This is a genomic window from Paraburkholderia pallida, from assembly GCF_004524855.1.
GTDB lineage: Bacteria > Pseudomonadota > Gammaproteobacteria > Burkholderiales > Burkholderiaceae > Paraburkholderia > Paraburkholderia oxyphila.
Genome location: NZ_CP038149.1, coordinates 2,070,147 through 2,094,598 on the forward strand (window position 1 = coordinate 2,070,147; position 24,452 = coordinate 2,094,598).

The window sequence follows — 24,452 nt, forward strand, 5'->3', positions numbered from 1 at the left end:
CCTATGCGGCTCGCCTACGCGGCCCACCTACGCGGCCCGCACCTCGGCGACCCCACCTACGCGGCCCGCCATGAAAGCAACGTAAGCGCGCGATGCGCGGCTCATCGCGCCATCAATGCGCCGCTGCGCCGGTGATCGCGAAGAGCTCGGCGCGCAGCGCTCGCGCGCGGTCGCGCTTCATGTACTGCTCGAATTCGGCCTGCGCGTCGAGCCACAGTGCATGCGCCTTCTCGTAGCGGCGCGCGCCGCTTGCCGAAAGACGGTAGACGAGCGTGCGCGTGTCGTGCTCGGCCGCCAACGCAAGCACGAGGCCGTCGCGCTGCAAGGGCTTGAGCGCGCGCACGAGCGTCGTGCGGTCCATCACGAGGTCGTCCGAGAGATCGGCCGCCGTGGCGTCCGGATGGCTGGCAAGACGCGAAAGAATCGTGAATTGCGCGGCCGTCAAACCCACCTGCGAGAGATGTCGCTCATAAAGCTGCGTGACGAAACGCGCCGCCTGCCGCAGTGCAAAACAGTTGCATTCCTCACGCGTCACTCGCTTGGCCATCGCTGCTCACCCTGGTTCGCTTCGTTTGTCGTGCGCCGTGCTCGCCCCGCACACGCATGTGCAGGGCCATCATACTTTCTCGAGCGCGAGCGCGATACCCTGGCCGCCGACGCCGCAAAGCGTCACGACGCCGCGGCGCGCGAGGCAGGCGTGCCCGTGCCGCCCGCGACCACATCGCCGCTTTCGCTCCAGCCGCCGCCGAGCGACCGATAGAGCGCCACCGCCGCAAGCGCGCGCTCGCGCTGCGCGTTGTTGAGCAGATCGGCGTCGACAAGCCAGGTCTGTTGCGCGCTCAGCACGTCGAGAAAGTCCGCCGCGCCGCCCTTGTAGAGCTGGTTCGCGAGCTTGAGCGCCTGCTCGGAAGACGTCACCGCGTTGCGCAACTGCTGCGTCTCGCCCGCCGTGCTCACGAGGTCGCTGCGGCTGTCTTCCACTTCGCGCAGCGCCTGCAACATCGTCTGCTGCAAGTTCAGTTGCGACTCGCGCATGCGGCTCTCGCTCTGCTCGATATCGGCGGTGATGCGACCCGCGTTGAAGATCGGGCTCGTCGCGCTGAGCGCCGCGCTGAAGAGGTTGTCGGTCAGCGTGGGCAGGCCCAGATACGACGATGCGAGCACGCCGTCCGTGAGATTGAGCGAGAACTTCGGATAGCGCTCCGCGCGCGCGACACCCACTTCGGCCGCGCGCTGCTGTACGGTCGCGTATGCGGCCTGCACGTCCGGGCGGCGCAGCAGGGCCTCCGAAGGCAGCCATTGCGGCACGCCCGCGGGCGCCGCGGGAATGGGTGCAGGGGCCGCCAGCGCGAGCTGCGCGACCGACTCGGGCGTGCGCCCCGTATACACCGCGATGAGGTTCAGTTGATGGTCGATGCTCGCCTGCGCACGCGGAATGCGCGCCTGCAACTCGCTCAACTGCGTTTGCGCACGCGTGACGTCGAGCTGGGTCGAAAGCCCGTACTTCAAGCGGTCTTGAGTCAACTGCAACGTGCGCTGCCTGATCGATACGTTGTCCTGCAGAATCTTCAGTTCGGCTTGCGCCCAGCGCAGATCCACGTAGGCAGATGCGGTATCCGCCGCCAGCGCGAGCCGCACCGCGTCGAGCGCGTGTTGCTGGCCCACCAGGTTCGCCTGCGCCGCGAGCAGGTCCAGGCGCTCGCCGCCGAACACGTCCGGCGACCAGCTCAACGCCACGCCGGCGCCCGCCTCTTTCACGTAGCCGAGCGGCGGTGGCGTGTTCTGCCGCTCGTAGGCGCCTTGCGCCGTGAAGTCCAGTTGCGGCAGCAGCACGGCGTGCTTCTGTGTCGTGATCGATTGCGCCTGCTTCACGCGCTCGGCCGCCGCCTGCAAGTCGAGATTGCCGCTCAGCACGCTCGAGAGCAGCGCATCGAGTGTCGGGTCGTCGAACTGGGCCCACCACGCGCGCGCATCGACGGCGTCCTGCGGCGCGTCGATGCGCCAGGCGGCGGGCGCCGTCGCCTGCACGGCGGCCGGCAGATCGGCGTGCTGCGCGGGCTGCACGGCGCAGGCGGCAAGCACGGCCGCAGCGAGCGCCGCGAGCCCCGCACGCGCGAAGCGCGCCGGCTTCGAGTGAGAATGGTCTCGCGATTGCATAGGAAACCTCAAGGACTCAATGGGCATCGGGCGGCGGCGCATTGTGGATAGGCTGCGAGAACGCAATACAGGCAATCGCTACCACGAAGCACAGCGAGAGCGCGAAGAACGTATCGGAGAACGTCATCACGAGCGCCTCGCGCAGCACGAGCGCATGCAGTTGCGCGAGGCCCGCTTGCGCCGCATCGAGCGTGTTGCCTGCAATGGCGGACCAGTGGTCCGTGCTTCCGGCTAGCAAGCTCTCGACTTGCGGCGCGCCGTGCACGACGCGCTCATTGAGGCGCAGATAGTGGAAATTGAGCCGGTCGTTGAGCATCGTCGCGCTCACGGCAATGCCGATCGCGCCGCCCAGATTGCGCATCAGGTTGAAGAGACCACTTGCCGACTTGAGCCGCGAGGGCGGCAGCGAGCCGAGCGACATGGTGACGATGGGCGGAATCGCGAACTGCTGGCCCACGCCGCGCAGCGCCTGGGGCAGCAGGAATTGCTGCCAGCCCCAGTCGTGCGTGAGCGGCACGTACAGATAGCAGCCAAGGCCGAAGCAAACGAGGCCGAACAGCATCAACACCCGCATGCTGAAGAAGCGCGTGGCATACGCGTAGGCGCCTAGTGCGAGCATCTGGAACACGCCCACCGAGAGCAGCGAAAGACCGATCTGCAACGAGCTGAAGCCACGCACCTCGGCGAGAAAGAGCGGCGTGAGGAACACCGCCACGAAGATGCCGATGCCCGTGACGAACGAGAGCACACTGCCGATGCCGAAGTTGCGCACCGCGAGCGCGCGCAGGTCGACGACGGGCTCCCGCGCCGTGAGCGCATGCACGATGAAGAGAAAGCCGCAGATTGCCGAGATCCAGGCGCAGGCCACGATGGCGTCGTCGCCGAACCAGTTCTTGCGCGGCCCTTCTTCGAGCACGTATTCGAGGCAGCCGAGAAAGGCGCACATCAGCGCGATGCCGATATAGTCGCCGCGCTTGATGAGCGCGAGATCGGGCTCGTCGATATGCACGTACTTCGGCACGAGCGCGGCCACGGCGATGCCGGGCACGAGGTTCAGATAGAACAGCCAGTGCCACGACCATTGATCGGTGATCCAGCCGCCTATCACGGGGCCGAGCGTGGGGGCGAGCGAGGCGAGCGCGCCGATGGTCGTGGAGGCCACGATCCGCTGCTTGCCCGGAAACAGCACGAAGGCCGTGGTGAACACGGTGGGGATCATGGCCGCGCCGAGCGCGCCTTGCAGGGCGCGAAACGTGATCATCGAGTCGATGTCCCAGGCGAGGCCGCACAGCATGCTCGTCGCCGTGAAGCCCACCGCCGAGGCCACGAAGAGCCAGCGCGTGGAGAACACCTTCGAGAGCCAGCCCGACATGGGGATCACCATGATTTCGGCGATCAGGTAGGCGGTTTGCACCCAGGACAGCTCGTCCTGGCTCGCGGAAAGCCCGCCGCCAATGTCACGCAACGAGGAGGCGACGATCTGGATGTCGAGCGTGGCCATGAAAAAGCCGATGCACATCAGCGCGAAGGCGAAGGCGCGCTGCGCCATGGGCTGCTCGTGCGGCGCGAGCGCGCGATGCACGGCTTGTGCCTCACGCGCCTCGTGTGCCTCGTGCCCCGCCCGCACGGGCCGTACTTCTATGGCGGAAGTCGTATCGCTCATGTCGTGCCACCCTGTCTCAATGCACGGCGTCAATCCACGGCGGCAGCGGTTTGCCCGCCATCGCGCAGATGCACCGTCACCGTGGCGGAAAGGCCGGGCCGCAGCACGCCCTCCATGCCATGCGGCACCGCCACGCGAATGCGCACCGGCACGCGCTGCACGATCTTCGTGAAGTTGCCCGTCGCGTTCTCGGGCGGCAGCACGCTGAAGGTCGCGCCCGTGGCAGGCGCAAGGCTCTCCACCGTGCCATGCAGCGTGCCGCTTGCGGCGTCGAGCGTGACGTCGGCGTGGTCTCCCGCGTGCATCTTCTTCAGTTGGTCTTCCTTGAAGTTCGCGTCCACCCAGAGGTCGGTGGCGGGCACCACCGTGAAGAGCGGCGCGCCCACGTTCGCGAGCATGCCCACGCGCGCCGTGCGATTGCCGATGTAGCCGTCCACCGGCGCGCGGATCGTCGTGTATTCCACGTTGAGCGCGGCGAGGCGCCGGTTCGCCTCGGCCGTCGCCACGCGCGCCTGCGCATCCGCGATCTGCGCGGCCAGCACGTCGAGCTGGCGCTGCGCGGCCACCACCGAAGCGCCGCTCTTCGCCACCGAGGCCTGCGCCTTCGCGTAGTCGGCGTCGGCGCGCTCGACCAGCTGGTTCGACACCGCGTCGTCTTTCACGAGCGCGCGATAGCGCGTCTGATCCTGCGCGCTGCGCGTGAGCTCGGCGTCCGAGGCTCGCACTTCGGCCTGATGCTGGCCGATCACCGCGGCCTGCAGCGTGCGCTGCGCTTCGAGCTCCGTCACCGCGGCGCGCGCGCTCGCGAGCTCGGCGTCGGCCTGGGCGAGCTTCGCGTCATAGTCGCGCGGGTCGAGCCGCATGAGCACCTGGTTCGCGCGCACGCGCTGGTTGTCCTGCACGAGGATCTCGGCGACGAAACCGCTCACGCGCGGCGCCATCACTGTGACGTTGCCGCCCACGTAGGCGTCGTCGGTGGTCTGTATGAAGCGCAGCACGAAAAACCAGTAGCCGCCCGCCACCGCCAGCACGAGCGCCACCGCGCCGAGCGCGAGCGGCATCCAGGGCAGGCCCGCGCGCTCGCGCCGCGCCGCAACCGGAGCGGAAGTGGAAGGACTCGACATGACGACCACCTGTGCATATGCACTTTTAAAGTTGAAAAAGCCGCCGTGCAATTGAAGCCGGCCATCAAAGAGACATCAGGAAGCTTCAGACGGCGCGCGCTGCGCAGCAGCGCACACAGCGCGTAAACGTGCATATGCACAGATTAGACGACGCGACGCGCCGAAACAACCGTCGCGCGCGGCATCAATTTATAACCGCGGCGACAATAATCGCCGCGGCCGGGGCCGCCTTGCCTTCAATTTCCTTTCTGCGCCACCTGGGTTGCGTCGCCAAAAAACTCGGTGGCGTGGTCAATGAAGGCGCGCACCTTCGCGGGCAGCAGCGTGCGCGACGCGTAGGCGATGCGAAGCTCGATCTGTCCGTCGATGATGGGAAACTCGTCGAGCAGCGTGACGAGCCGCCCCGTCTCCAGTTCGCGCTGCACGAGCGGGAGCGGCAGGATGCCGATGCCGAAGCCTTCGAGCACCATCGCGCAGTTGAAGTCGGGATTGTTCGAGGCGACGTCGTACCTCATGCGCACGGTCACGTCGTCGTCGCCGACGCGGAATGTGAGCGAAGGCTTGCGCAGCGAGGGCGGCATGGGCACGAACACGTGCGATTCGAGATCGTCGGGATGCAGCGGTGTCGAGGTTGCCGCGAGGTACGCGGGCGTCGTGGCGAGCGCGAGCGGAATGCGGTCGAGCAGCTTGGTGACCGTGCCGTCGTTGTTGAGCATGAACGGCAGCACGAGCCCCAGGTCGAAGCCGTCCGCGACCAGATCGACGGGACGCTCGGTCAAGGTCACGTCGAGCGTCACCTTGGGATATGCGCGCTTGAAGCTGGCAATGAGCGGCACGAGCCGGTTCACCGCGGCCGTCGTGTGCGCAACGAGACGCAGCACGCCGCTGGGCTCGCGCGTCTGCTCGGTCGCGCCGGCCTCCAGCGCGTCCAGGTCGTCGAGCACGCGGCAGCAGCCGTCGTAGAAGCGCTCGGCGGCTTCGGTGAGCGAGACCGCGCGCGTGGTGCGATGAAAGAGCCGGCTGCCAAGGCGCTTTTCGAGCCGCGCGATCGCGCGCGAGACGACGGGCGTGGCGAGCCCGTGCATGTCCGCGGCGCGCGTGAAGCTGCGCGCCTCGACCACGGAACGGAAGATCCGCAGGGTGTCGATATAGTCCATGTCGAATGGAAATAATTTTTTGGTGCAGTAACTTGGGGCCGGCCGTGCGAACGCGCTGGAGCCGGCCGCGTCAAGGCGCGGGGGCGCCGAAGACCTCCGCGCAGAATGCGCGGCCGTCCTCGGAAAGGCTTGCGCTGCCGGTGCCGTCCTCGGCGAGCGTCGTCACCGCGAGGCCGCCGTCCACGAGGCCGGTGAGATGGCGGCGCAGGCCGCTCATCGGCACGCCGGCCTGTTTCGAGAGCTTCGCGAGCGACCAGGCGCGCCCCGGTGTTTCGCATTGCGCGCGCCAGAGCTGCTCGAGGATGGCCACCAGCGCCGGATCGATTTCGTCGTCGTTTGCCTCGCCATCTTGCCGGTCGTTTTCATGGTTCATCTGTGTCTCCTCATGCCATTTTCGCGGCCAGCTCGCCGAGGGTCTTCAACGCCGCCTCGGTCTGCGCGGTCCACGCATAGCTGTAGTTCAGGCGGATGTAATGGTGGAAATGGTTGCGCATCGAAAACATGTAGCCCGGCCCGATCGTGATGCCCTGCGCGAGCGCGGCCCGGTAGAGTTGCATCGAATCCACGCGCGGCGGCAGCTCGACCCACAGCACGTAGCCGCCCTGCGGGTCGGACGTGCGCGTGCCGACGGGAAAGAACCGTTCGATCATCGCACGCATCAAGCGCGCCTGCTGGCGATAAAAGCGGCGCAATCGGCGCAGGTGGCGGTCGTAGCCGTCGTGGCGCAGATAGTCGGCGAGCGCCACCTGCGGCACCGAGGGCGTGGTCAGCGTATTGAGGAACTTGAGCTTCTCGACCTGCGCGCGATAGCGCCCCGGCAGCGCCCAGCCGATGCGGTACGACGCCGAGAGGCTCTTCGAGAACGACGCGCAATGCAGCACGAGCCCGCGCGTGTCGAACTGCTTGAGCGACGATGGCCGCGTCGGCCCGAAGTAGAGCTCCTGATAGACGTCGTTTTCGATCACTGGCAAATCGTGCGCCTCGGCCAGCGCCACGAGCCGCTTCATGTGCGCATCGGGCATGCGAAAGCCCAGCGGATTCTGGAAATTCGGCATCACCATGCACGCGGCCACCTTCTTGCGCGCGAGCACGCGCTCGAGCGCATCGAGGTCGATGCCGGTTTCGGGGTGCGTGCTCACTTCGATCGCGCGCATGCCGAGACGCTCGATCGCGTGCAGCATCGCGTAGTAAGTGGGCGACTCGACCACCACGGTGTCGCCCGGCTTCGCCACCGCCTGCAGGCTCAGGTTGATGGCCTCGGTCGCGCCCACCGTGATGACGATTTCCTCGGGATCGATGTCGGCGCCGTTCTCCGCGTAGCGGCGCGCGATCTGGCGGATCAGCTCGGGGTTGCCGGGCGGCAGGTCGTCGATCAGGTTCCAGCTCGCGTGGCGCCGCGCGATTGCGTTCGCGTACTGGTTGATGCGCCGCCACGGAAAGAGCGCCGGGTCCGGATACGGCGAGCCGAGCGGCACCGCGTCCTGCGCGACGATGCTGCGCAAGGTGGACAGCACGAGGCGGCTCACGTCCACCGAGGCGGGCGCCGCATTGTGCACGGGCTCCATCGGCGCCTTCGCCGCGCGGGCGTGGCGCCCCTTGCCGCCCTGCGGCCCCTGCTCCGCGCGCGCATTTCGCCCTGCGTGCACCACGGGACGCGCCTTCACGAAGAACCCCGACTGCGGCCGCGACTCGATCACGCCGCGGCTCTCGAGCAGCGCGTACGCGTGCACCACGGTCTTGATGCTCACGCCATGCTGCCCGCTCGCGCGCCGCACCGAGGGAATGCGCTCGCCCGGCCCGAACACGCCGCGCCGCACGGCGGCCTCGATGTCGTCGGCGAGTTGTTCGTAGCGGGGCACAGTCGGCGAGGCGGTCACGGGCGGCGGGCAAAGCGAATCGGGCGATCCCGTGAGTCTATGTCAAATCGCCGCAACTGTATCCCTTGCTTTTTCGTTTTTCTGTGATCACCGGGCCCGCAGGAACACAGTAGTCTTCGCACATCGGGCGGCGCATCCGCACCGTCCCTGCCTGACCAGATCCGAACGCAACATGAAAAAGCCACAGCCCCGCATCGAGCCCTATCACCATCCCGCCGCCGGCTGGGGGGCGCTCAAGCAAGTCGCCATCAACCTCATCAAGGAGAAGGTGACGGGCGGCAACTACCGGACGCTGCTCAAGCAGAACCAGCCCGACGGCTTCGACTGCCCGGGCTGCGCGTGGCCCGACCGCGAGCACGCCTCCACCTTCGAGTTCTGCGAGAACGGCGTGAAGGCCGTGGCCGCCGAGGCCACCAGCAAGCGCGTGACGCCGCAGTTCTTCGCGGAGCACACCGTCACCGAGCTGATGGCGCAATCGGACTACGAGCTGGAGCAGCACGGCCGCCTGACCGACCCGCTCGTCTACGACGCGAAGCAGGACCGCTACGTGCCGATCGCCTGGGACGACGCGTTCAGGCTCGTCGCGAAGCACCTGAACGCGCTCGACGACCCGAACCGCGCGGCCTTCTACACCTCGGGCCGCGCCAGCAACGAAGCCGCGTTCCTCTATCAGCTGTTCGTGCGCATGTACGGCACGAACAACTTCCCCGACTGCTCGAACATGTGCCACGAGGCCACCAGCCGCGGCCTGCCGGGCACGGTGGGCATCGGCAAGGGCACAGTCACGCTCGACGACTTCGAGCACGCCGACACGCTCCTGATCTTCGGCCAGAATCCCGCCACCAATCACCCGCGCATGCTGGGCGAGCTGCGTGATTGCGCGAAGCGCGGCGCGACCATCGTCTCGATCAACCCGCTCAAGGAGCGCGGCCTCGAGCGCTTCGCGAGCCCGCAGCACACGCTCGACATGCTCTCGCCTTCAGGAGTCCAGATCAGCTCGGTGTTCATCCGCCCGCACGTGGGCGGCGACTTCGCGCTCATCAAGGGCGTGGCCAAGCGCACGCTCGAGCTCGACGACGCCGCTTGCGCCGCCGACGCCGAACGCGTGCTCGACGTGGATTTCATCGCGGAACATACGGTGGGCTTCGAAGCCTTCGCGGCCGACCTGCGCGCCGAGTCGTGGGACACCATCGTCGCCGAGGCCGGCGTGCCGCTCGAAGAGGTGCTCAAGCTCGCCGATATCTACGTGAAGGGCAAGGCGGTGATTGCGACGTGGGGCATGGGCATCACGCAGCACAAGAACTCGCTCGCGACGGTGCAACTGCTCTCGAACCTCATGATGATGCGCGGGAACATCGGCCGGCGCGGTGCAGGCCTGTGCCCCGTGCGCGGGCACTCGAACGTGCAGGGCGACCGCACGGTGGGCATCGAGGAGAAGCCCACCCAGGCGTTCCTCGACCGCCTCGGCAAGGCCTACGATTTCGAGCCGCCGCGCGAGCACGGCTATGACGTGGTCGAAACGATTCACGCGATGCTCGAAGGCCACGTGAAGGTGTTCATTGGTCTCGGCGGCAACTTCTCGATCGCCACGCCCGACACGCCGCGCACGTGGGAGGCGATGCGCTCGTGCGCGCTCACGGTGCACGTGACCACCAAGCTCAACCGCAGCCATCTGATTCATGGCGAAGACGCGCTCATTCTGCCCACGCTCGGCCGCACCGAGATCGACTTGCAGAACGGCGTGCCGCAAGGCGTGAGCGTGGAAGACTCGATGAGCATGGTGCACATCTCGTACGGCATGAACCGGCCGGCCTCGCAGAATCTGCTTTCGGAAATCGCCATCGTCGCGCGCATGGCGCACGCCACGCTCGGCAGCGAGAAGGTGGACTGGCTCGGACTTGCCGCCGACTACGCGAAGATCCGCGACGGCATCGAACAGGTCTTCGACGGCTTCGAGAACTACAACGAGCGCCTGAAGCACCCGGGCGGCTTCCACCTGGGCGTGGCCTCGCGCGATCGCATCTGGAAGACGCCGAGCGGCAAGGCGCAGTACGTGGTGCACGCCATCGCGCTCGATACGCCGATCCATCGCGCACGCGCCGCGCACGGCCAGCAGTTGATGACGCTGATGACCACGCGCTCGCACGACCAGTACAACACCACGATCTATGGTCTCGACGACCGCTATCGCGGCGTCTATGGCCAGCGTCGCGTGCTGTTCGCGAACCGCGAGGACATCGCGATGCTCGGCTTCGAGCCTGGCCAGCGCGTGGACATCACGAGCGTGTGGGACGACGGCGTGGAGCGCCACGTCGAGGACTTCCTGCTGGTGGAGTACGACATTCCGCGCGGCTGCCTCGGCGCCTATTATCCGGAGACGAATCCGCTCGTGCCGCTTTCGTCGATTGCCGATGGCGCGGGCACGCCCACGTCGAAGTCGATTCCGGTGTTGCTGAGCCTGGCGAAGGCGAGCGCCCGCGACGAGGCCATCGCGGCCTGAGCGCGCCGCTCAGGCGCGAGGCGGCTGGCGGGCCTTTAGCTCGCCAGCTTACGGAACGTCTCGAGCACCGCGTCGCCCTTGAAAGGTTTCACGATCCAGCCACGCACGCCCGCCGCCTTGCCGCGCTCCTTCATGGCGGGGCTGCTTTCGGTCGTGAGCATCACGACATTGACCGCCGCGTTGCCCAGCTCGCCGCGGATCTTCTCGACCATCGTGAGGCCGTCCATGTTCGGCATGTTCACGTCGCTCACCACGAGCTTCACGCCCGGATTCGTGCGCAGCTTCGCGAGGCCGTCCCTGCCGTCCACCGCCGTGTCCACGTCCAGACCGTTCTTGCGCAGGAAGCCCGCGACTTCGTCGCGCACCGTGCTTGAATCGTCCACTACCAGAATCTTTGCCATCTCGTTCTCTTCCTTCGCGCCCGGAGCGGCGCGCTTTACGTCGATATCTTCAAAACAATTCGAGTTCGCCCGCGCTTTCGTGGGTCTCGGCCAAGGCCTCGGCAACGAAATCGAGCGGCGTGTGCGTGCAGATGCACAGCGTCGCCCCCAGCCGCACAGCGCCGTCGATCGTGAGCGCGTACGACTTCACATGGTCCGGCTTCAGCTCGCGCAGATACGGCAGGCATTGACTGCCTAGCGCGTACGGCGTGGACATCCCCAGATCGGGGAAATGCTCGACCAGTTGCTGGTTCATCGCCCCGCAGCAGAGGTTGCCGAACTCCATGAACGCATCCACCACGGCACTTTCTGCTCCGCCCACGTAATACGCGCGCGTGGCCTCGTCATCCGTGACATGCAGCAGGAGCAGCAGCCGAAACTGCGTCGACGAGATCGTCAGCAGGACCACATGCTCGCCCTGCGATGCCTCGCCCGTTACCGGCACGATCTCACAGACATGCTGCGGATCGGTCACGAGGCGCGTGCGCGCCGCCGCAAAGAAAATCCGCTCGAAGCTATCCTGCGCGTGCGTGCCGATCATGCCTGCGCCTCCACGGACGCCGCTTCGAGCTGCGCGTGCAACTGCTGCGTGAGTGAGTCCACGCTCGCGAGCGACGCCGCGATCATCTTGCCGCCCGCCTGAATGTCCTGGAAGGTCGCGGCGGTAATGAGGTCATTGCGATTCAGGCTGTCGCGGTAGCTCTTCGAGAGTTCCTGCGAGCGCGTGGCGAGCGCGCGCACCTCGCCCGCGACGATCGAGAAACCGCGTCCCGCCGCGCCCGCGCGCGCCGCTTCGATGGACGCATTGAGCGACACGATCAGCACATGGCTCACGATCGACGAGAGCTCCTGATTCTTCAGGTGCATATCGTGGTTCTGCGCCATCAGCGAGATCATTTGCTCATGCCAGCGCTCGAAGGTGGCCGACATCTGCTTCAGACGCGCGGCCTCCCCTGCGATGCGTTCGGCGCGCTGCCGTGCCTCGGCGCTGCGCGCGCGCTCGGCGCCTAGCGCCGCTTCCATCGCTTCGTTCACCCACTTGCGTTGCGCCAGATCCGCGCGCAACGACTCGATCTGCGCGGCCAGCGCCTCATGCTCCTGCGCGGCGCTTTCCTGTGCCGCCAGCACGCGGGCCTCGGCCTGCGCGAGCGCCTCTTCATGCTGCGCGTGCTGCGCCTCTTGCGCCTCGCGCCAGTGCGCACGCGAGCGCCATGAGTGCCCCGCTGCGCACAACGCCGCCACCGCGACGCCTGCCGCCGCGCCCATCAAATACGGTAAAACCACAGCTACCCCCGCTATTCCGCCAGCATGGCTTCGCGCAATGCCGGGTGCTCCCCGGCGTACGCGACGGCACATGTCTGCGGCAAGTACACGATCGTTTCGAAGTGCCGATAATCGGCGCCTTGCCGGCTATCGGTAAAGCGCAGCTCGATATGGCCGCCTTTGCGCTCGAGGAAGTCGCGGACCGCATCCATGCCCACACCGCGCCCCGATACCTCGGTCACGCTGTGCGCCGTGGAAAAGCCCGCATGGAAGATGAACGCGGCAACCGTCTCGTCGCTTACGCTCTCGTGCGCGCCCAACCAGCCGCGCTCCACCGCGACGGCGCGAATGCGCGCGAGCGCTAGGCCGCGGCCATCGTCGGCGAGCGTGATGCGCAGCGCCCCGTCGGCCATGCCCAGTTCGATGCTGATATGCCCCGCCTCGTCCAGGCCCCGCGCGCGGCGTTGCGCCGGCATCTCGATGCCATGGTCGAGCGAATTGCGCAGCAAATGCGTGAAGACGTCGCTCACCGTTGCAGCCGCATCGCTGCGCAGCCGGTAGCCGCCATCGCCGATACGCACGTGCGGCGCGACCTTGCCAAGCTCCTGCGCCAGCGAAGGCAGCGATCCGAGCACGCCCGCGAGCGCCTGCTCCACGCTCTCGGTGCCGATGCCGCTCAGCACGCGGCGCAACTCGGTGCGCATCGCGCGCAGCGAGGCGATGTCGTGCTCGTTCGCGCTTTCCAGCAGGCGCAGGCCCGCATCGATCTGCTCGCGGCCAAGGCCGCCAAGCGCGCCACCGTCGCCCTGCGCGCGCGCACCGCGCCCGAGACTCACTTCATTGAGCGTCGCGTAGTGATCGACGGCTTCGCGCACGCGCTGCAAGTCGTCGATCAGCGCCTGCTGGTCCCAGTTGTGGCTGGACGCTTCGCGGCGCAGCGCGTCGTAGCGCTGCTCCACTTCATGCACGACGCCTGTGAGATGCTGAAGGCTGTACGTGCGCGCGTTGCCCTTCACCGTATGCATGTTGCGGAACAGCGCGGCAACGGCATCCATGTCCGCGCAATCGTGCTGGCGAATGATGCGCTCGTTCTCGTGGATGAAGCCCTTCGAGCTTTCCACGAACCGATGGAACTTCTCTTCGCTGACCGCGAGAATCTCGCCGATCATCTGCAGGCGACGCTTCTGCTCGCCCGCTTCCGCCGCGAGTTCGCGCAGCTCGGTCACATCGCGCACGCACAGCATGAGGCGCACGACCACGTCGTTTTCGTCGGTGATGGCCGACCAGCTCAGGTCGAGCACCTTCTTGCGGCCATCGGGCATCGTGCGCGTGATCTCGTTCACGAGCAGATGCTGATTGAACGCGAAATTCACGTCGTCTTCGCCCAGGCACGCATGCACGGCGGCATCGATCTGCGCGAGCGTGTCGGCGTCCAGCTCCGTGTGCGAGAACACGAGGTCCATGAGCGGGCGCCCCGCAATCTCCCGGGTTTCGAAGATCGCTTCGAGGTAGGCCGAATACTCGTTGTGCACGCTCGCGCCTTCCACGACCGTGAGAATGCCTTGCTGCATGTTCTGCAGCATCGCCTGAATGTCGGCGGTCTTGCGCTTGAGCTGGGCGGAGCTGTGCTGGATCTTCTCGATCATGCCGTTGAACGCGACGATCGAGTGGCCGATTTCGTCCATGCGGCCCACCGGCACGCGGCGCGTGAAGTCCTGGTTCGACGCGATCTCGCTCATCATTTCCTGCATGCGCGAGAGCGGCCGCGTGATCTGGCGATACAGCAGCGCGCCGATCAGCGTGAGCAGCAACACCGCGCCGCCCGTCACGCCGGCGATGGCGCTCGTGGTGGTGTCGAGCATGCCGTTGAGCGCCTCGATGGCGGCGTCTTTCTGGCGGTTCTTTTCCACGCGCATCGTGGTGACGATGCCTTCGAGTTCGTCGCGATACTGCGCGACGTTGGCGAAGAGATACGCCTGCGCGAGCGCGTTCTTGCCGGCGGCCTTCATGTTGGCCGTCTCTTCGATGGCGTTGAAGTAGTTCGCGATGCTTTCCCGCGCCTGCTCGACGAGCCCGTCCTGCGCGTGGCTCGCGGCGGCCTGGCGCTGCACGTCGAGCGCGGCGCGCAGCGCGGCTTCCTTCTTCTTGAGCTCGTCCTGCGCCAACTGGGCCGTGGTCGCATCGGGCGCGTAGACGAGCGTCATCGTCGCGAGCTGCACGTCTTTCACGAGCGAAACGAGATCGGCGGAAGCCAGTGCGCTGGGCACGACGCCTTGCGTGACCTGATGGACGTCGGTGGCGCTGCGGCGTGTCTGATAGACCGCGTAGCCGCCAATGGCGGACAACGCGACGAACATCAGCACGATGAGTAGCGTGATGCGGTGGCGAATGGTCATGTCGAAATCCCCGGGCCTTCGCCGTGCCGGACGCGCTATGGTTGCGCGACTCGTGGCACGAAAGGCCAATTTATTCGGGGGGCATTATCGACGCTCATGTATGACGAAATGATGAATGGACTTGTTTCGTGCGCTGGCGCACGGACGCTGCGCGCGCGATATGCGTTGCGTTCAGTCGAGCATCAGGACCATGAGCTCTTCGTCGAAATATTCGCCGTCGATGCACGGGGCGCGCGGCTCGGTGCCGTAAACGGTGAAGCCGAGTGAGCGGTACAACGTTTGCGCGCGCGGATTTCTTGCGCCCACGGCCAAGTGGACCTGCTCGACGCCGCTTGCTCGCGCACGCTCGACGGCCCGCTCCATCAAGCGCCGCGCGACGCCCGTGCGCCGATATGCGGGCTCGACGAACACGCCCCAGATGAGCGACTTGTGGGCGAGCTTCTGGCGCGCCTCGCGCCGCCAGCCCACGATGCCCACCAGCGCCGTGCCGTCGAAGGCGCCGAACACGGCTTGCTGATCGGTCTCGCGCACGCGCGCGATGTTTTCTTCGCGCGACCAGCGCGCTTCTTCCTCGCGCGTGGGCACGATGCCATAGGGCGTATCGACGGCGGCTTGGAGGCGCAGGGCGTGGAACGCGTCTATGTCGTCTTCGGTGAGCGTGCGGATCGTGAGCGGAACGGCATTCATGGGCGTTGCTGTGCGGGATAAAAGGGGATCGAAGCACGACGCTAACACGATTGCGACATACGGCTTCGCATAGCGGCCTCGTTGGTCTGCGTTAATATGACTATTCGATTCTTCGCGCTGCAACGCCACCGAGGCCCCCCGTGCCGCAACCGACCGATTCCACGCCCACTTTCTGGCGCGACGACGCCCTCCCGTTTATCGAAGTGCGCGCCATTGCCGATGGCCGCAAGCTGCGCTACGGGCGTCATGCGCATAGCACGTTCTCGATTGGCGCGGTAACGGGCGGGCGCAGCACCTATTCGAACGGCAATATGCTCGAGCATGTGCATGCGGGCGCCGTGGTCATTGTCAATCCGGACGTTGTGCACGCATGCAATCCTGCCGCCGACGAGGCGTGGGCCTATCGGATGTTTTATCTCGATTCGGACTGGCTCGCGGAGCTTCAGCGCGCGCAGGGCTTCGGCACGCAGGCGGGGTTCGTTCCGTTCGAGCAGACGCTCACTTGGCGTGCCGATTTGTTTGCGGGGCTGAATGCACTGTATTACGTGCTCGTGAGTCCCCGCGAAGACGTGCTGCGCAAGGAAAGTGCCGTTGTGCAGTACTTTGTGGCGCTTCAGCAGGCGCTCAATCCTGCGCCTGGTGCGAATGCGCCGCGTGAGCAGAACCAGCGGCTCGTGCGGGCTGCTGAATTTATCGATGGCAATTACACGCGTACGCTCAAGCTCGATGAGATCTGCGCGGCAGCGGACCTGTCGCCTTCGTATTTGATTCGCGCTTTTCGTGAGCAATATGGCATGACTCCGCATGCTTATTTGGTGAATCGGCGTATTGAGTTCTCTCGTGTGCAGTTGCGGCGCGGACGTGCTATTGCGGATGTCGCCGCCGAGGCTGGGTTTGCGGATCAGGCGCATTTGCAGCGGACCTTTCGGCAGTTTGTGGCGGCTACGCCGGGGCAGTATCGAGGGTAGAGCGCGCGTGTCGAACGCGCTGAGTGAGCGGTTTGAAGTTGTGACCGATGCTCGGTTTTGGGCTCGTTTTGGTGGGGTTTATGGCGATTGGTGCCTTAACTTGTTTTCGCGGCGGGCCGCAGGCGTTGCCCCTGTGCGGGGCGGCACCTACTTTTCTTTGCAGCCGCAAAGAAAAGTAGGCAAAAGAAAGCGGCTCACACCGCTAGTGTGACGCCGTGCCCCACTGCCCTGTCATTCGGAGCGGCTCCGGGGCATCCGTCTCCTCGCACACTCCGCCTCAGTGACAAGGGGCTCATCCTTCCCGCCACGCGCTACGCGCGGGCGGAAGGGTCTGCAAGGAAAACCGGGCGTGCTGCATGCGAATGCGTTGGAGTGCCGCCCGGTAAATGCGCAGGGATGCCGACCACTGAATGCGCTGGGGTGTTAGCCGGTGAATGCACGGGCGTGCTGGCTGGTGAATGCGTGGGCAAGCCGCAGATCGAATAAGCTGGAGTCCTACGAAAACGCGCACATCCCACTGGTTTTGGATATACCCCACGGCGCGCGGAGCGCCGCCGGATGAATGAGCCCTTAGTCACTCCGCTATACGCCGCGTGGCGACAGACGCTCCGGAGCCGCTCCGATATACAGGGCAGTGGGGGACGGCGTCACACTGGCGGTTTGAGCGGCTTTCTTTTGCCTACTTTTCTTTGCCGCGGCAAAGAAAAGTAGGTGCCGCCCCGCACAGGGGCAACGCCTGCGGCCCGCCGCGAAAACAAGTTAAGGCCAAATCCATCAACCGCACTCAAAAGTGCCAGAGCCCGCCCACGCGGCTCACTCCAACAGCAACCACATTGCACTCACAGCGAGCATCACCGCCATCATGCGGTTCACAAACCGCACACGGCCAGGCACCCGCAACGCCTGCCTCATCGACGCCCCCGCCCAAGCCCAGCACGCAATCGACGCATAGCAGACCACGAAATAAATCGCCGCAAACTCCCAGACAACCCCATTCTCGCCGGAGGCCGCATACACCCCCATCCCCGCAACCGAAGCGAGCCAGGCCTTGGGATTGAGCCACTGCATAGCGGCGCCCGCCATCAGCGACGGGCCACGCGCGGCACTCGGCGACTCGATGCGCCCATCGTCCACCGCCAGTTTCCAGGCGACATACAGCAAAAACGCCACGCCCGCCCATTCGATCGCGCGCGTGAGCGCGGGCCACTGCGCAAGCAGCTCGCGCAAGCCAAGCCCAATCAACAGCAACAGCAGCGCAAAGCCAATGGTCGCACCGGTCACATGACGCAGGCTCGCACGCAGCCCATAACGCGCGCCCGCGCCCAGCGCGACGATATTGACAGGTCCAGGGGTGATCGACGTGGCCAGCGCGAAGGCGGCCATGGAAAGTGCAGTGCTCACGGTTCTCCTCAATACGCCAGCCGGCGTTGATCCACCATCGAGCGTACGCGGCGCGCCCGAGCCCGTATTGAAGAAAACTGCCCCGCGAAGCGTCGATGGGTGAACACTCGAACTCACGCTATGATTCATCGCGCGGCCTGTTTTCATTGACGTCGGCATCGAACCGCTCTCCGACGACTCATCCACCGGATTCTCCACGTGAAAAAGATCCTCATCATCGGCATCGGCGCCGGCGATCCGAATTACCTGACCGTCCAGGCCATCGAGGCCCTCAACGCCGCCGATGTGTTCTTCGTGATGGACAAAGGTCCCGCGAAAGACAAGCTCGTCGCCCTGCGCAAGGAAATTTGCGCGCGTTTCATTAGAGATCCGAATTACCGCATCGTCGAAGCGGAAAGCCCCGAGCGGCGGCGTGACGGCGTCGAATACAAGGCGGCCGTGGACGAGCTCAATCGCGACAAGCAGCGCGTGTTCGAAGGCCTGATCGAGAGCGAGCTCGCCGAGGGGCAATGCGGCGCTTTCCTCGTCTGGGGCGACCCGTCTCTTTACGACAGCACGATCCGCATTCTCGACACGATCCTCGCCGAGGGGCGGCTCGCGTTCGAATTCGAGGTCATACCAGGCATCAGCAGCGTGCAGGCGCTCGCGGCGAAGCATCGCGTGCCGCTGAACTTCATCGGCCAGCCCGTGAGCATCACGACCGGGCGGCGGCTCGCGGAGCACGGCTTCCCCGACGACGCCAACAGCGCCGTGGTGATGCTCGACGCGCAGAATGCGTACACGCAGCTTGCGGGCGAGGACCTCGACATCTATTGGGGCGCCTATGTGGGCACGCCCGACGAGATCCTCGTGGCGGGTCGCCTCGATGACGTGAAGGACGAAATCGTGCGCGTGCGCGCCCAGGCGCGCGAGGCGAACGGCTGGATCATGGACACCTATCTGCTGCGCAAGCGCGGTGTGAAGGACTGAAGGTGTCCACCACGGGATCAGGCGTTATCAGGCATCAATGGTTTCAGCCACGGCAGCGGCACGCGTGCGTTTGCTCTGCACCGTCGCCAAAAGCGACGCCGCGACGATGAGCGCGCCGCCCATCCAGGCGGCCACGCTAAGCCGCTCGCCTAGCCACACGCAGGCGAACAACGCGCCAAAGGCCGGCTCGCTGCCCATCAACAACGCGACGCGCGTCGGGCTGCTGCGGCGCACGGCGTAGTTCTGCACGAAGAAGGCGAACAGCGTGCAGGCCAGCACGAGCCACGCCACGCTCCCCCAGAACGCATGATGCGGCGCTAGCGCAGGCAGCGCCTGCCACTGTTGCGGCGCGAACAGCAAGGCAATCGAGGCGCTGCCGAATGCGACACAGCCCGCTTGCACCGCCGTCACCGCAAGCGGCGCGAGCGCACCGTCACGCATCACGCGCTTCGTCACACAGACGGAAATCGCGCGCAGCAGCGCCGCGAGCAGAATTAGCGCATCGCCCACATTCGGCACGTAAGCGCCACCCGCCAGCAGCCACGCGCCCGCGAGGGACACCGCAACCGCCGCCCATTCCGCGCGCTCCGGACGCCTGCGCAACATCGCCCACTCCACGAGCGGCGTGAGCACCACGCACAGGCTGATGAGGAACGCCGCATTCGACGCGCGCGTGAGCATCACGCCGAACGTCTCGCACAGGAAGATGCCGAGCAACAGCACACCGGCGATCAACGCGCCGCCTAGCGCCCGGCGCGAGGCCGTCCGCAGCAACCGCAGCGCAGGCGAGAGCAGCACGAAGGTCAGGCCAAAACGCAGCGCGAGCAAGCCGAGCACGGGATAGAACGCCAGCGCGTGCTTCACCACCCCGTAGCTCGTGCCCCAGACGAAAGCGACGGCGAGCAGCAGCCAGTCGGTGAGATGCATCAGGTGATGGGATCGGGATGACATGGGGCGGACCTCGTCGGCGTTAGAGCGGCTCGTACGGCTAGAGCAGGTATTGTCCGGCGTTGCGCTGCTCGCGATAATCGGGTGGCACCGCACAGCTTTTATGTCGCAAGTGCACAAATCGATCACCGAGTGCCGAGGCCTTTGCCGATGAACCCCACTACGCTCTTCGCCCTGCTGCCTGACCTCGCGACGTTCGCGCGCGTGGTGGAGGCCGGCAATTTCTCGGTGGCCGCGCGCCAGCTGGGCAGCACGCCTTCGACGGTCAGCCGGCAGATCAAGCGTCTGGAAGAGGCGCTTGGCGCACGGCTCATGGAGCGCTCGACGCGCCAGGTGCGCGTGACCGAGTCCGGCGCGGAGGTCTACCGGCACTGCCGCGACATGCTGGGCGCGGCGGCGGGCGCCGTCGACGCCGCCGGCCAACTCGGCGCCAGGCCGCAGGGCCGCGTGAGCATCAGCGCACCCACGGCCTACGCGAAAACCGTGATCCATCCGCTGATTTCGGGGTTCCTGCGTGCCTATGCCGAGGTGGACGTCCAGCTCGTCTTCACCGACCACGAAGTCGATCCGCTGCGCGACGGCCTCGACCTCGTGATCCGCCCGACGCGCACGCCGCCGCCAGGGCTCGCCGCGCGCCAGCTTGGCGCGGTGCGCTGGCTGCTGTGCGCATCGCCCGCGTATCTCGCGGCGCGCGGCACGCCGCAAACGCCGCGCGAGCTCGCGCAGCATGACTGCCTCTGGTTAGGCGAGACTGCCGACGACCATCGCTGGCGTTTGAGCCAGGGCACGCAAACGCAGACTGTCGAGGTAAAGGGCCGCTATATCGCGAACCATGCGGGCGCAAGGCTCGAAGCGGCGCTCGAGGGCTGGGGCATTGCGAGCCTGCCCGAGTTCACGGCCGCCGAGGCACTGCGTGCGGGCGAGCTGGTGCAGGTGTTGCCGGAATGGATTTTCGAGGCGCGTGCCTACATGGGGCCGGTGTGGCTGCTTTATCCGCCTAATCGGTTCTTGCCGCCGAAAGTGCGGGCGTTGATCGATTATCTCGCCAGGCATTTGAGTGGGGGCGGTTGAGCGGGCCGAGGTCGATGCGCCTCCCGCCTAATCCCCTAAAGTTTGTGTGGGCAATGCCGTTAATCCTTACATGTTGTCGGGTCATGAGCGACCCCATTGCAAGGAACCCCATGCGCAACAACCAGCCCGTCACGCAGCAGGAATTCGATTACCCCGCTTCGCAGATGCTCGTCTCGGCCACCGACCTCAAAGGCCGCATTCAGTATTGCAATCCCGCGTTCGTCGCCGTTTCCGGTTTCGCGAAAGAAGAGTTGATCGGCAAGGCCCACAACATCATTCGCCATCCCGACATGCCGCCCGAGGCCTTCGCCGACCTCTGGCAGACCATTCAATCCGGCCGGCCCTGGACCGCGCTCGTGAAGAATCGCCGCAAGGACGGCGATCACTACTGGGTGCGCGCGAACGTGACCCCCGTCTCGGAGCAGGGCACCGTGGTGGGCTATCTGAGCGTGCGCGTGAAGCCGAGCCGCGAGGAGATCCGCGAGGCCGAAGCGCTCTACGCGCAGATGCGCGAAGGGCGTCTGCGCAGCGCGCGCCTGCGCCGCGGCGAGCTAGTGCGCACCGGCCTCGTTGGCGCGGTGCAGTCGCTCATGCGTCTGCCCGTGGCCACCCGCATCGCCATCGGTTATGCGCTCGTGCCCGCCGCGCTCGCCGCCGCGGGCTTCGGCGCCTGGCGCGGGCTGCCGCCCATGCCGTTCTGGTGCGCTTTCGGCGCGGCGGCGGCGTGCAGCCTCGCGGCCTGGCGGCTCGCCACGCGCCACCTGGGCGGCCCGCTCACGCAGATGTCGATGGCGTCCACGCGCATGGCCGCGGGAGACCTCACTGCGACGCTCGCCATCGCATCGAAGGACGATCTCGGCGACGTGCTCCAGGCGCTCAATCAACTCCAGGCGAATCTCACCGCCATCGTCTTCGACGTGCGCGCGCAGATCGACGGCATGCTCGAGGCCGCCCACGAGATTTCGACCGGCAATCTCGATCTCTCGCGCCGCACCGAGCTGCAAGCGGCCTCGCTGGAAGAGACCGCCGCCACCATGGACCAGCTCACCACCACCGTGCAGGCCAACGCCGAGGCGAGCACCCGCGCGCTCGACCTCGCGCGCGCGGCGCAGTCGGCCGCCGCCGAGGGCGGCTCGATCGCGGGCCGCATGGAGCGCACGATGTCCGGCATCACCAACGCCTCGCAGCGCATCGCCGACATCACCGGCGTGATCGACGGCATCGCGTTCCAGACCAATATCCTCGCGCTCAATGCGGCCGTCGAGGCCGCGCGCGCGGGCGAGGCCGGCCGCTCGTTCGCCGTGGTCGCCGGCGAGGTGCGCATGCTCGCGCAGCGCTGCGCGGCCTCCGCGAAGGAGATCAAGCAGGTCGTGGACGCGAGCGTGAGCGAGATCGCCCAGGGCACGGAGCTGGTCGGCCATACGACCGCCCAGATGCGCGCCATCGACGAAGCCGTGAGCCGCGTCTCGGCCATCATCGTCGAGGTTGCCAACGCGAGTGGCGAGCAGGCCGAGGGCATTCATCAGGTCAATCAGGCGGTCGCGCATCTGGACAGCGCCACGCAGCAGAACGCGGCGCTCGTCGAGCAGGCCGCCGCCACGGCGCAGCGGCTCGCCGAGCAGGCCGACGTGCTCGACGAGGCCGTGCGCCTCTTCACGCTCGCGGGCACGCACGCGAGCGTGCGCAGCGCGCCCGCACAGCGAACGGCGCGGCGCACCGGCTCGCACGCGCCTGTGCAGGTGCACACTCAGGCGCATGAACGGGAGGAAGCGCTCGAAGCTTGAGCGCTGTCACGAGCGCATGCTCACGAAAGCGCATCGGTCACGCCGCCCCGCACGGCAGGCGAAAGCGTTCCGTAATTTCACCGCTTGCTGCGATTAAGCTGAAAGATCGGCATAAATCCCATCTCGACGGCGCGCGGACCAGGCCTCACTATGGATCTTGTCAGCGCCCATGACCTGGGTGTCTGATCCGAGTAACAACGGCGTTTCAACGGCTCGCCTGGCCTCTACCAGGTGAGCCGTTTTTTCTGGCGCGAACGGTGAGGAAATGCGGGAGCCGGTGCCCCGCTAAGGCCGCTTTGCGTCATGCCCATGACAACGCCTCACGCGGCAACACAGAGCGCATGCACCGTTGCAGGGCGCGCAAAAATCCTCATGCCGGTACACGTGCGGGCCGGGACTCGCGTTAAACTGACTGGCCGGGGCTGGGCGGCCAGGTGTGTGCGCCCGCGCTCACAGCGATGAGACGCCGCGCAGCCGACCCCGTACAATGGCTCGACCACACACGAGGACAACATCAATGCGCACGACCGGGTCTTCCGGAACCATGACCCTGCTCACCGAGCATGACGAAGCGACCGGACGCGAAACGCGTTCGCTGCGTCTCGAATCGGCGGCCGACGGCAAGAGCCTCTTGCTGGTCGAAGTCGACGAGCGCAAGCCGGGCATCCACCGCGAAGTGCGTTATGAAATCACGCCTGCGGAACTGATCGCGGCCATCCGCGCGCAGGGCGCCGAGCTTCCCGGGGAATCGCACAGCCGGTAACACGCGGCCGCGTTCGTAACGGCCCTCCACGCGAAGACGCCACGTCGGCGCCTTCGCGTGCGCACGCTTGCGCGCGCCTCCCACGTCCCACCTCCCGGCAAGTCCGCCGTACCCGCGCCTGAGCGCAACAAATCCGCATTGGGCGTATGCTTTGGACCTCGCTTGCACGCCTTCAAAATGCGTCCATAATCGATACGTTAGTCTTCCAGTTTGCGCCGTCCCCGCGGCGCTCCGGGGCAAGGGAAGTAAGCCGATGCTACATGACCTCATCGCGCAGTACGGGCCTGCGCTCGTGTTCCTGAACGTGCTGGCCGGATCACTCGGCCTGCCGGTGCCCGCCATGCCGGCGCTCGTGCTGTTCGGCGCCATGGCCGCCATGCATCCCGGCTCGATCGGCGAGCAGGTCGCGCCGGTGCTCGGGCTCTCCATTGTCGCCACGCTCATCGGCGACAGCGTCTGGTTTCTCGCCGGCCGGCTCTACGGCGGCAATACGCTCAAGACGCTCTGCAAGCTCTCGCTCTCGCGCGACACCTGTGTGAAGAAAACCGAGCGCTTCTTCGGCCGCTGGGGCGTGCGCGTGCTCGCCATCGCCAAGTTCGTGCCGGGCCTCTCGATCGTTTCCGTGCCGATGGCCGGCGCGATGGGCACGCCCTACCGCCAGTTCGTCGGCTTCGACGGCATTGGCGCCGCGCTCTGGTCGGGCACGGGCCTCCTGATCGGCGTGCTGTTCGCGCCGCAGATCGACATGATGCTCGCCGGCGCAAGCCGCCTTGGGCGCTTTGCCGCCGTCGTGGTGGTCGTGCTGCTCCTGCTCTATGCGACCTACCGCTGGCAGCGCCGCCGCCAGCTCATCAAGAAGCTCGCGAACGCGCGCATCACCGTCGACGATCTCTATCGCGCGATGACCAACAAGCCGCCGCCCGTGATCTTCGACATCCGCTCGGCCGAAAAGCGCAAGCTCGATCCGTACATCATCCCCGGCTCGCTCTTTGCCGACGAGCGCCAGCTCGACGAAATCATCGAGAAGTATCCGCTCGATCAGAAGCTCGTGATCTACTGCTCGTGCCCCAATGAAATTTCCGCGGCCTGGATGGCGAAGAAGCTCGCCGAGGCCGGGTACGTCGATGTGCTGCCGCTGCTGGGCGGCATCGACGCCTGGCGCGACGCGGGCCGCACGCTCGAATCGCTGCAGGTCATGTCGCATTCCGAGGTACCGGTCAACATCACGCCGAAACCCGTTTAATCCGCGCGGCGCCTCCGCGCCGCCGCGCGCATGAGGAGAAA

At 66.4% G+C, this 24,452-nt stretch carries 21 protein-coding genes; 7 read left to right on the plus strand and 14 right to left on the minus strand.

Annotation, left to right across the window (positions count from 1 at the left end; translation table 11 throughout):
* Positions 1-112: 112 nt before the first annotated feature.
* The 7 genes from E1956_RS24415 to E1956_RS24445 all read right to left on the minus strand — a co-directional run bounded on the left by E1956_RS24415 (position 113) and on the right by E1956_RS24445 (position 7,960).
* Positions 113-547 (minus strand): MarR family winged helix-turn-helix transcriptional regulator, encoded by a 435-nt coding sequence (locus E1956_RS24415; protein WP_134753671.1) that lies wholly within the window; start codon positions 545-547, stop codon positions 113-115.
* 122 nt (positions 548-669) lie between these two features.
* Complete coding sequence (locus E1956_RS24420; RefSeq protein WP_134753673.1) at positions 670-2,157, minus strand: efflux transporter outer membrane subunit; 1,488 nt, start codon at positions 2,155-2,157, stop codon at positions 670-672.
* A 16-nt stretch (positions 2,158-2,173) separates the two neighbouring features.
* A complete protein-coding gene (locus E1956_RS24425) occupies positions 2,174-3,706 on the minus strand; it encodes a DHA2 family efflux MFS transporter permease subunit (RefSeq protein WP_134754846.1) in 1,533 nt (510 codons plus the stop codon).
* Positions 3,707-3,849: 143 nt separating this feature from the next.
* Positions 3,850-4,944: an HlyD family secretion protein gene (locus E1956_RS24430; RefSeq protein ID WP_134753675.1), complete on the minus strand. Its 1,095-nt coding sequence runs from the start codon at positions 4,942-4,944 to the stop codon at positions 3,850-3,852.
* A gap of 236 nt (positions 4,945-5,180) precedes the next feature.
* Entirely contained in the window at positions 5,181-6,101 is a 921-nt protein-coding gene (locus E1956_RS24435) for a LysR family transcriptional regulator (protein ID WP_134753678.1), read from the minus strand.
* A gap of 70 nt (positions 6,102-6,171) precedes the next feature.
* On the minus strand, positions 6,172-6,474 hold the full coding sequence (locus tag E1956_RS24440; protein ID WP_134753680.1) for a helix-turn-helix domain-containing protein: 303 nt from the start codon (positions 6,472-6,474) through the stop codon (positions 6,172-6,174).
* A gap of 10 nt (positions 6,475-6,484) precedes the next feature.
* Positions 6,485-7,960 carry an aminotransferase-like domain-containing protein gene (locus tag E1956_RS24445; protein WP_134753682.1) on the minus strand — a complete coding sequence of 492 codons (1,476 nt, stop codon included), beginning with the start codon at positions 7,958-7,960 and terminating at the stop codon, positions 6,485-6,487.
* Positions 7,961-8,150: 190 nt separating this feature from the next.
* On the opposite strand from E1956_RS24445, the gene E1956_RS24450 reads away from it, so the two are divergent.
* Positions 8,151-10,478 carry an FdhF/YdeP family oxidoreductase gene (locus tag E1956_RS24450; protein WP_134753684.1) on the plus strand — a complete coding sequence of 776 codons (2,328 nt, stop codon included), beginning with the start codon at positions 8,151-8,153 and terminating at the stop codon, positions 10,476-10,478.
* 35 nt (positions 10,479-10,513) lie between these two features.
* Here E1956_RS24450 and E1956_RS24455 read toward each other — a convergent pair whose 3' ends face one another.
* The 5 genes from E1956_RS24455 to E1956_RS24475 form a co-directional block, all read right to left on the minus strand.
* On the minus strand, positions 10,514-10,879 hold the full coding sequence (locus E1956_RS24455) for a response regulator (protein ID WP_134753686.1): 366 nt from the start codon (positions 10,877-10,879) through the stop codon (positions 10,514-10,516).
* Between the two features lie 49 nt (positions 10,880-10,928).
* On the minus strand, positions 10,929-11,459 hold the full coding sequence (locus E1956_RS24460) for a hypothetical protein (RefSeq protein ID WP_134753688.1): 531 nt from the start codon (positions 11,457-11,459) through the stop codon (positions 10,929-10,931).
* On the minus strand, positions 11,456-12,202 hold the full coding sequence (locus E1956_RS24465; protein WP_134753690.1) for a methyl-accepting chemotaxis protein: 747 nt from the start codon (positions 12,200-12,202) through the stop codon (positions 11,456-11,458). Before E1956_RS24465 ends, E1956_RS24460 begins: the two co-directional genes overlap by 4 nt.
* An 11-nt stretch (positions 12,203-12,213) precedes the next feature.
* Entirely contained in the window at positions 12,214-14,577 is a 2,364-nt protein-coding gene (locus tag E1956_RS24470; RefSeq protein ID WP_134753692.1) for an ATP-binding protein, read from the minus strand.
* 171 nt (positions 14,578-14,748) lie between these two features.
* Complete coding sequence (locus E1956_RS24475) at positions 14,749-15,264, minus strand: GNAT family N-acetyltransferase (RefSeq protein ID WP_134753694.1); 516 nt, start codon at positions 15,262-15,264, stop codon at positions 14,749-14,751.
* Positions 15,265-15,371: 107 nt separating this feature from the next.
* Here E1956_RS24475 and E1956_RS24480 point away from each other — a divergent pair, with 107 nt between their 5' ends.
* Complete coding sequence (locus E1956_RS24480) at positions 15,372-16,232, plus strand: helix-turn-helix transcriptional regulator (RefSeq protein ID WP_418789297.1); 861 nt, start codon at positions 15,372-15,374, stop codon at positions 16,230-16,232.
* An 813-nt stretch (positions 16,233-17,045) separates the two neighbouring features.
* Here E1956_RS24480 and E1956_RS24485 read toward each other — a convergent pair.
* A complete protein-coding gene (locus tag E1956_RS24485) occupies positions 17,046-17,633 on the minus strand; it encodes a LysE family translocator (RefSeq protein ID WP_134753698.1) in 588 nt (195 codons plus the stop codon).
* A gap of 198 nt (positions 17,634-17,831) precedes the next feature.
* On the opposite strand from E1956_RS24485, the gene cobF reads away from it, so the two are divergent.
* Positions 17,832-18,602, plus strand: a complete 771-nt coding sequence (gene cobF / locus E1956_RS24490; protein WP_134753700.1) for a precorrin-6A synthase (deacetylating) — start codon at positions 17,832-17,834, stop codon at positions 18,600-18,602.
* 27 nt (positions 18,603-18,629) lie between these two features.
* Here the strand turns inward: cobF and E1956_RS24495 are convergent, their stop codons facing one another.
* On the minus strand, positions 18,630-19,553 hold the full coding sequence (locus E1956_RS24495; protein WP_134753702.1) for a DMT family transporter: 924 nt from the start codon (positions 19,551-19,553) through the stop codon (positions 18,630-18,632).
* Between the two features lie 147 nt (positions 19,554-19,700).
* On the opposite strand from E1956_RS24495, the gene E1956_RS24500 reads away from it, so the two are divergent.
* The 4 genes from E1956_RS24500 to E1956_RS24515 all read left to right on the plus strand — a co-directional run bounded on the left by E1956_RS24500 (position 19,701) and on the right by E1956_RS24515 (position 24,411).
* Positions 19,701-20,621, plus strand: coding sequence for a LysR family transcriptional regulator (locus tag E1956_RS24500; RefSeq protein ID WP_134753704.1), 921 nt, complete (start codon positions 19,701-19,703; stop codon positions 20,619-20,621).
* Between the two features lie 110 nt (positions 20,622-20,731).
* Positions 20,732-22,405 (plus strand): methyl-accepting chemotaxis protein, encoded by a 1,674-nt coding sequence (locus E1956_RS24505; protein ID WP_134754848.1) that lies wholly within the window; start codon positions 20,732-20,734, stop codon positions 22,403-22,405.
* 517 nt (positions 22,406-22,922) lie between these two features.
* Positions 22,923-23,168, plus strand: coding sequence for a hypothetical protein (locus E1956_RS24510; RefSeq protein ID WP_028218303.1), 246 nt, complete (start codon positions 22,923-22,925; stop codon positions 23,166-23,168).
* Between the two features lie 253 nt (positions 23,169-23,421).
* Positions 23,422-24,411 carry a DedA family protein/thiosulfate sulfurtransferase GlpE gene (locus tag E1956_RS24515; protein ID WP_134753706.1) on the plus strand — a complete coding sequence of 330 codons (990 nt, stop codon included), beginning with the start codon at positions 23,422-23,424 and terminating at the stop codon, positions 24,409-24,411.
* Positions 24,412-24,452 lie beyond the last annotated feature (41 nt).

Coding starts and splice junctions, on each gene's coding strand:
- E1956_RS24415 (WP_134753671.1), bottom strand. CDS start 547: ATGGCCAAGCGAGTGACGCGTGAGGAATGCAACTGTTTTGCACTGCGG.
- E1956_RS24420 (WP_134753673.1), bottom strand. CDS start 2,157: ATGCAATCGCGAGACCATTCTCACTCGAAGCCGGCGCGCTTCGCGCGT.
- E1956_RS24425 (WP_134754846.1), bottom strand. CDS start 3,706: ATGGCGCAGCGCGCCTTCGCCTTCGCGCTGATGTGCATCGGCTTTTTC.
- E1956_RS24430 (WP_134753675.1), bottom strand. CDS start 4,944: ATGTCGAGTCCTTCCACTTCCGCTCCGGTTGCGGCGCGGCGCGAGCGC.
- E1956_RS24435 (WP_134753678.1), bottom strand. CDS start 6,101: ATGGACTATATCGACACCCTGCGGATCTTCCGTTCCGTGGTCGAGGCG.
- E1956_RS24440 (WP_134753680.1), bottom strand. CDS start 6,474: ATGAACCATGAAAACGACCGGCAAGATGGCGAGGCAAACGACGACGAA.
- E1956_RS24450 (WP_134753684.1), top strand. CDS start 8,151: ATGAAAAAGCCACAGCCCCGCATCGAGCCCTATCACCATCCCGCCGCC.
- E1956_RS24455 (WP_134753686.1), bottom strand. CDS start 10,879: ATGGCAAAGATTCTGGTAGTGGACGATTCAAGCACGGTGCGCGACGAA.
- E1956_RS24460 (WP_134753688.1), bottom strand. CDS start 11,459: ATGATCGGCACGCACGCGCAGGATAGCTTCGAGCGGATTTTCTTTGCG.
- E1956_RS24470 (WP_134753692.1), bottom strand. CDS start 14,577: ATGACCATTCGCCACCGCATCACGCTACTCATCGTGCTGATGTTCGTC.
- E1956_RS24475 (WP_134753694.1), bottom strand. CDS start 15,264: ATGAATGCCGTTCCGCTCACGATCCGCACGCTCACCGAAGACGACATA.
- E1956_RS24495 (WP_134753702.1), bottom strand. CDS start 19,553: ATGTCATCCCGATCCCATCACCTGATGCATCTCACCGACTGGCTGCTG.
- E1956_RS24500 (WP_134753704.1), top strand. CDS start 19,701: ATGAACCCCACTACGCTCTTCGCCCTGCTGCCTGACCTCGCGACGTTC.
- E1956_RS24505 (WP_134754848.1), top strand. CDS start 20,732: ATGCGCAACAACCAGCCCGTCACGCAGCAGGAATTCGATTACCCCGCT.
- E1956_RS24510 (WP_028218303.1), top strand. CDS start 22,923: ATGCGCACGACCGGGTCTTCCGGAACCATGACCCTGCTCACCGAGCAT.
- E1956_RS24515 (WP_134753706.1), top strand. CDS start 23,422: ATGCTACATGACCTCATCGCGCAGTACGGGCCTGCGCTCGTGTTCCTG.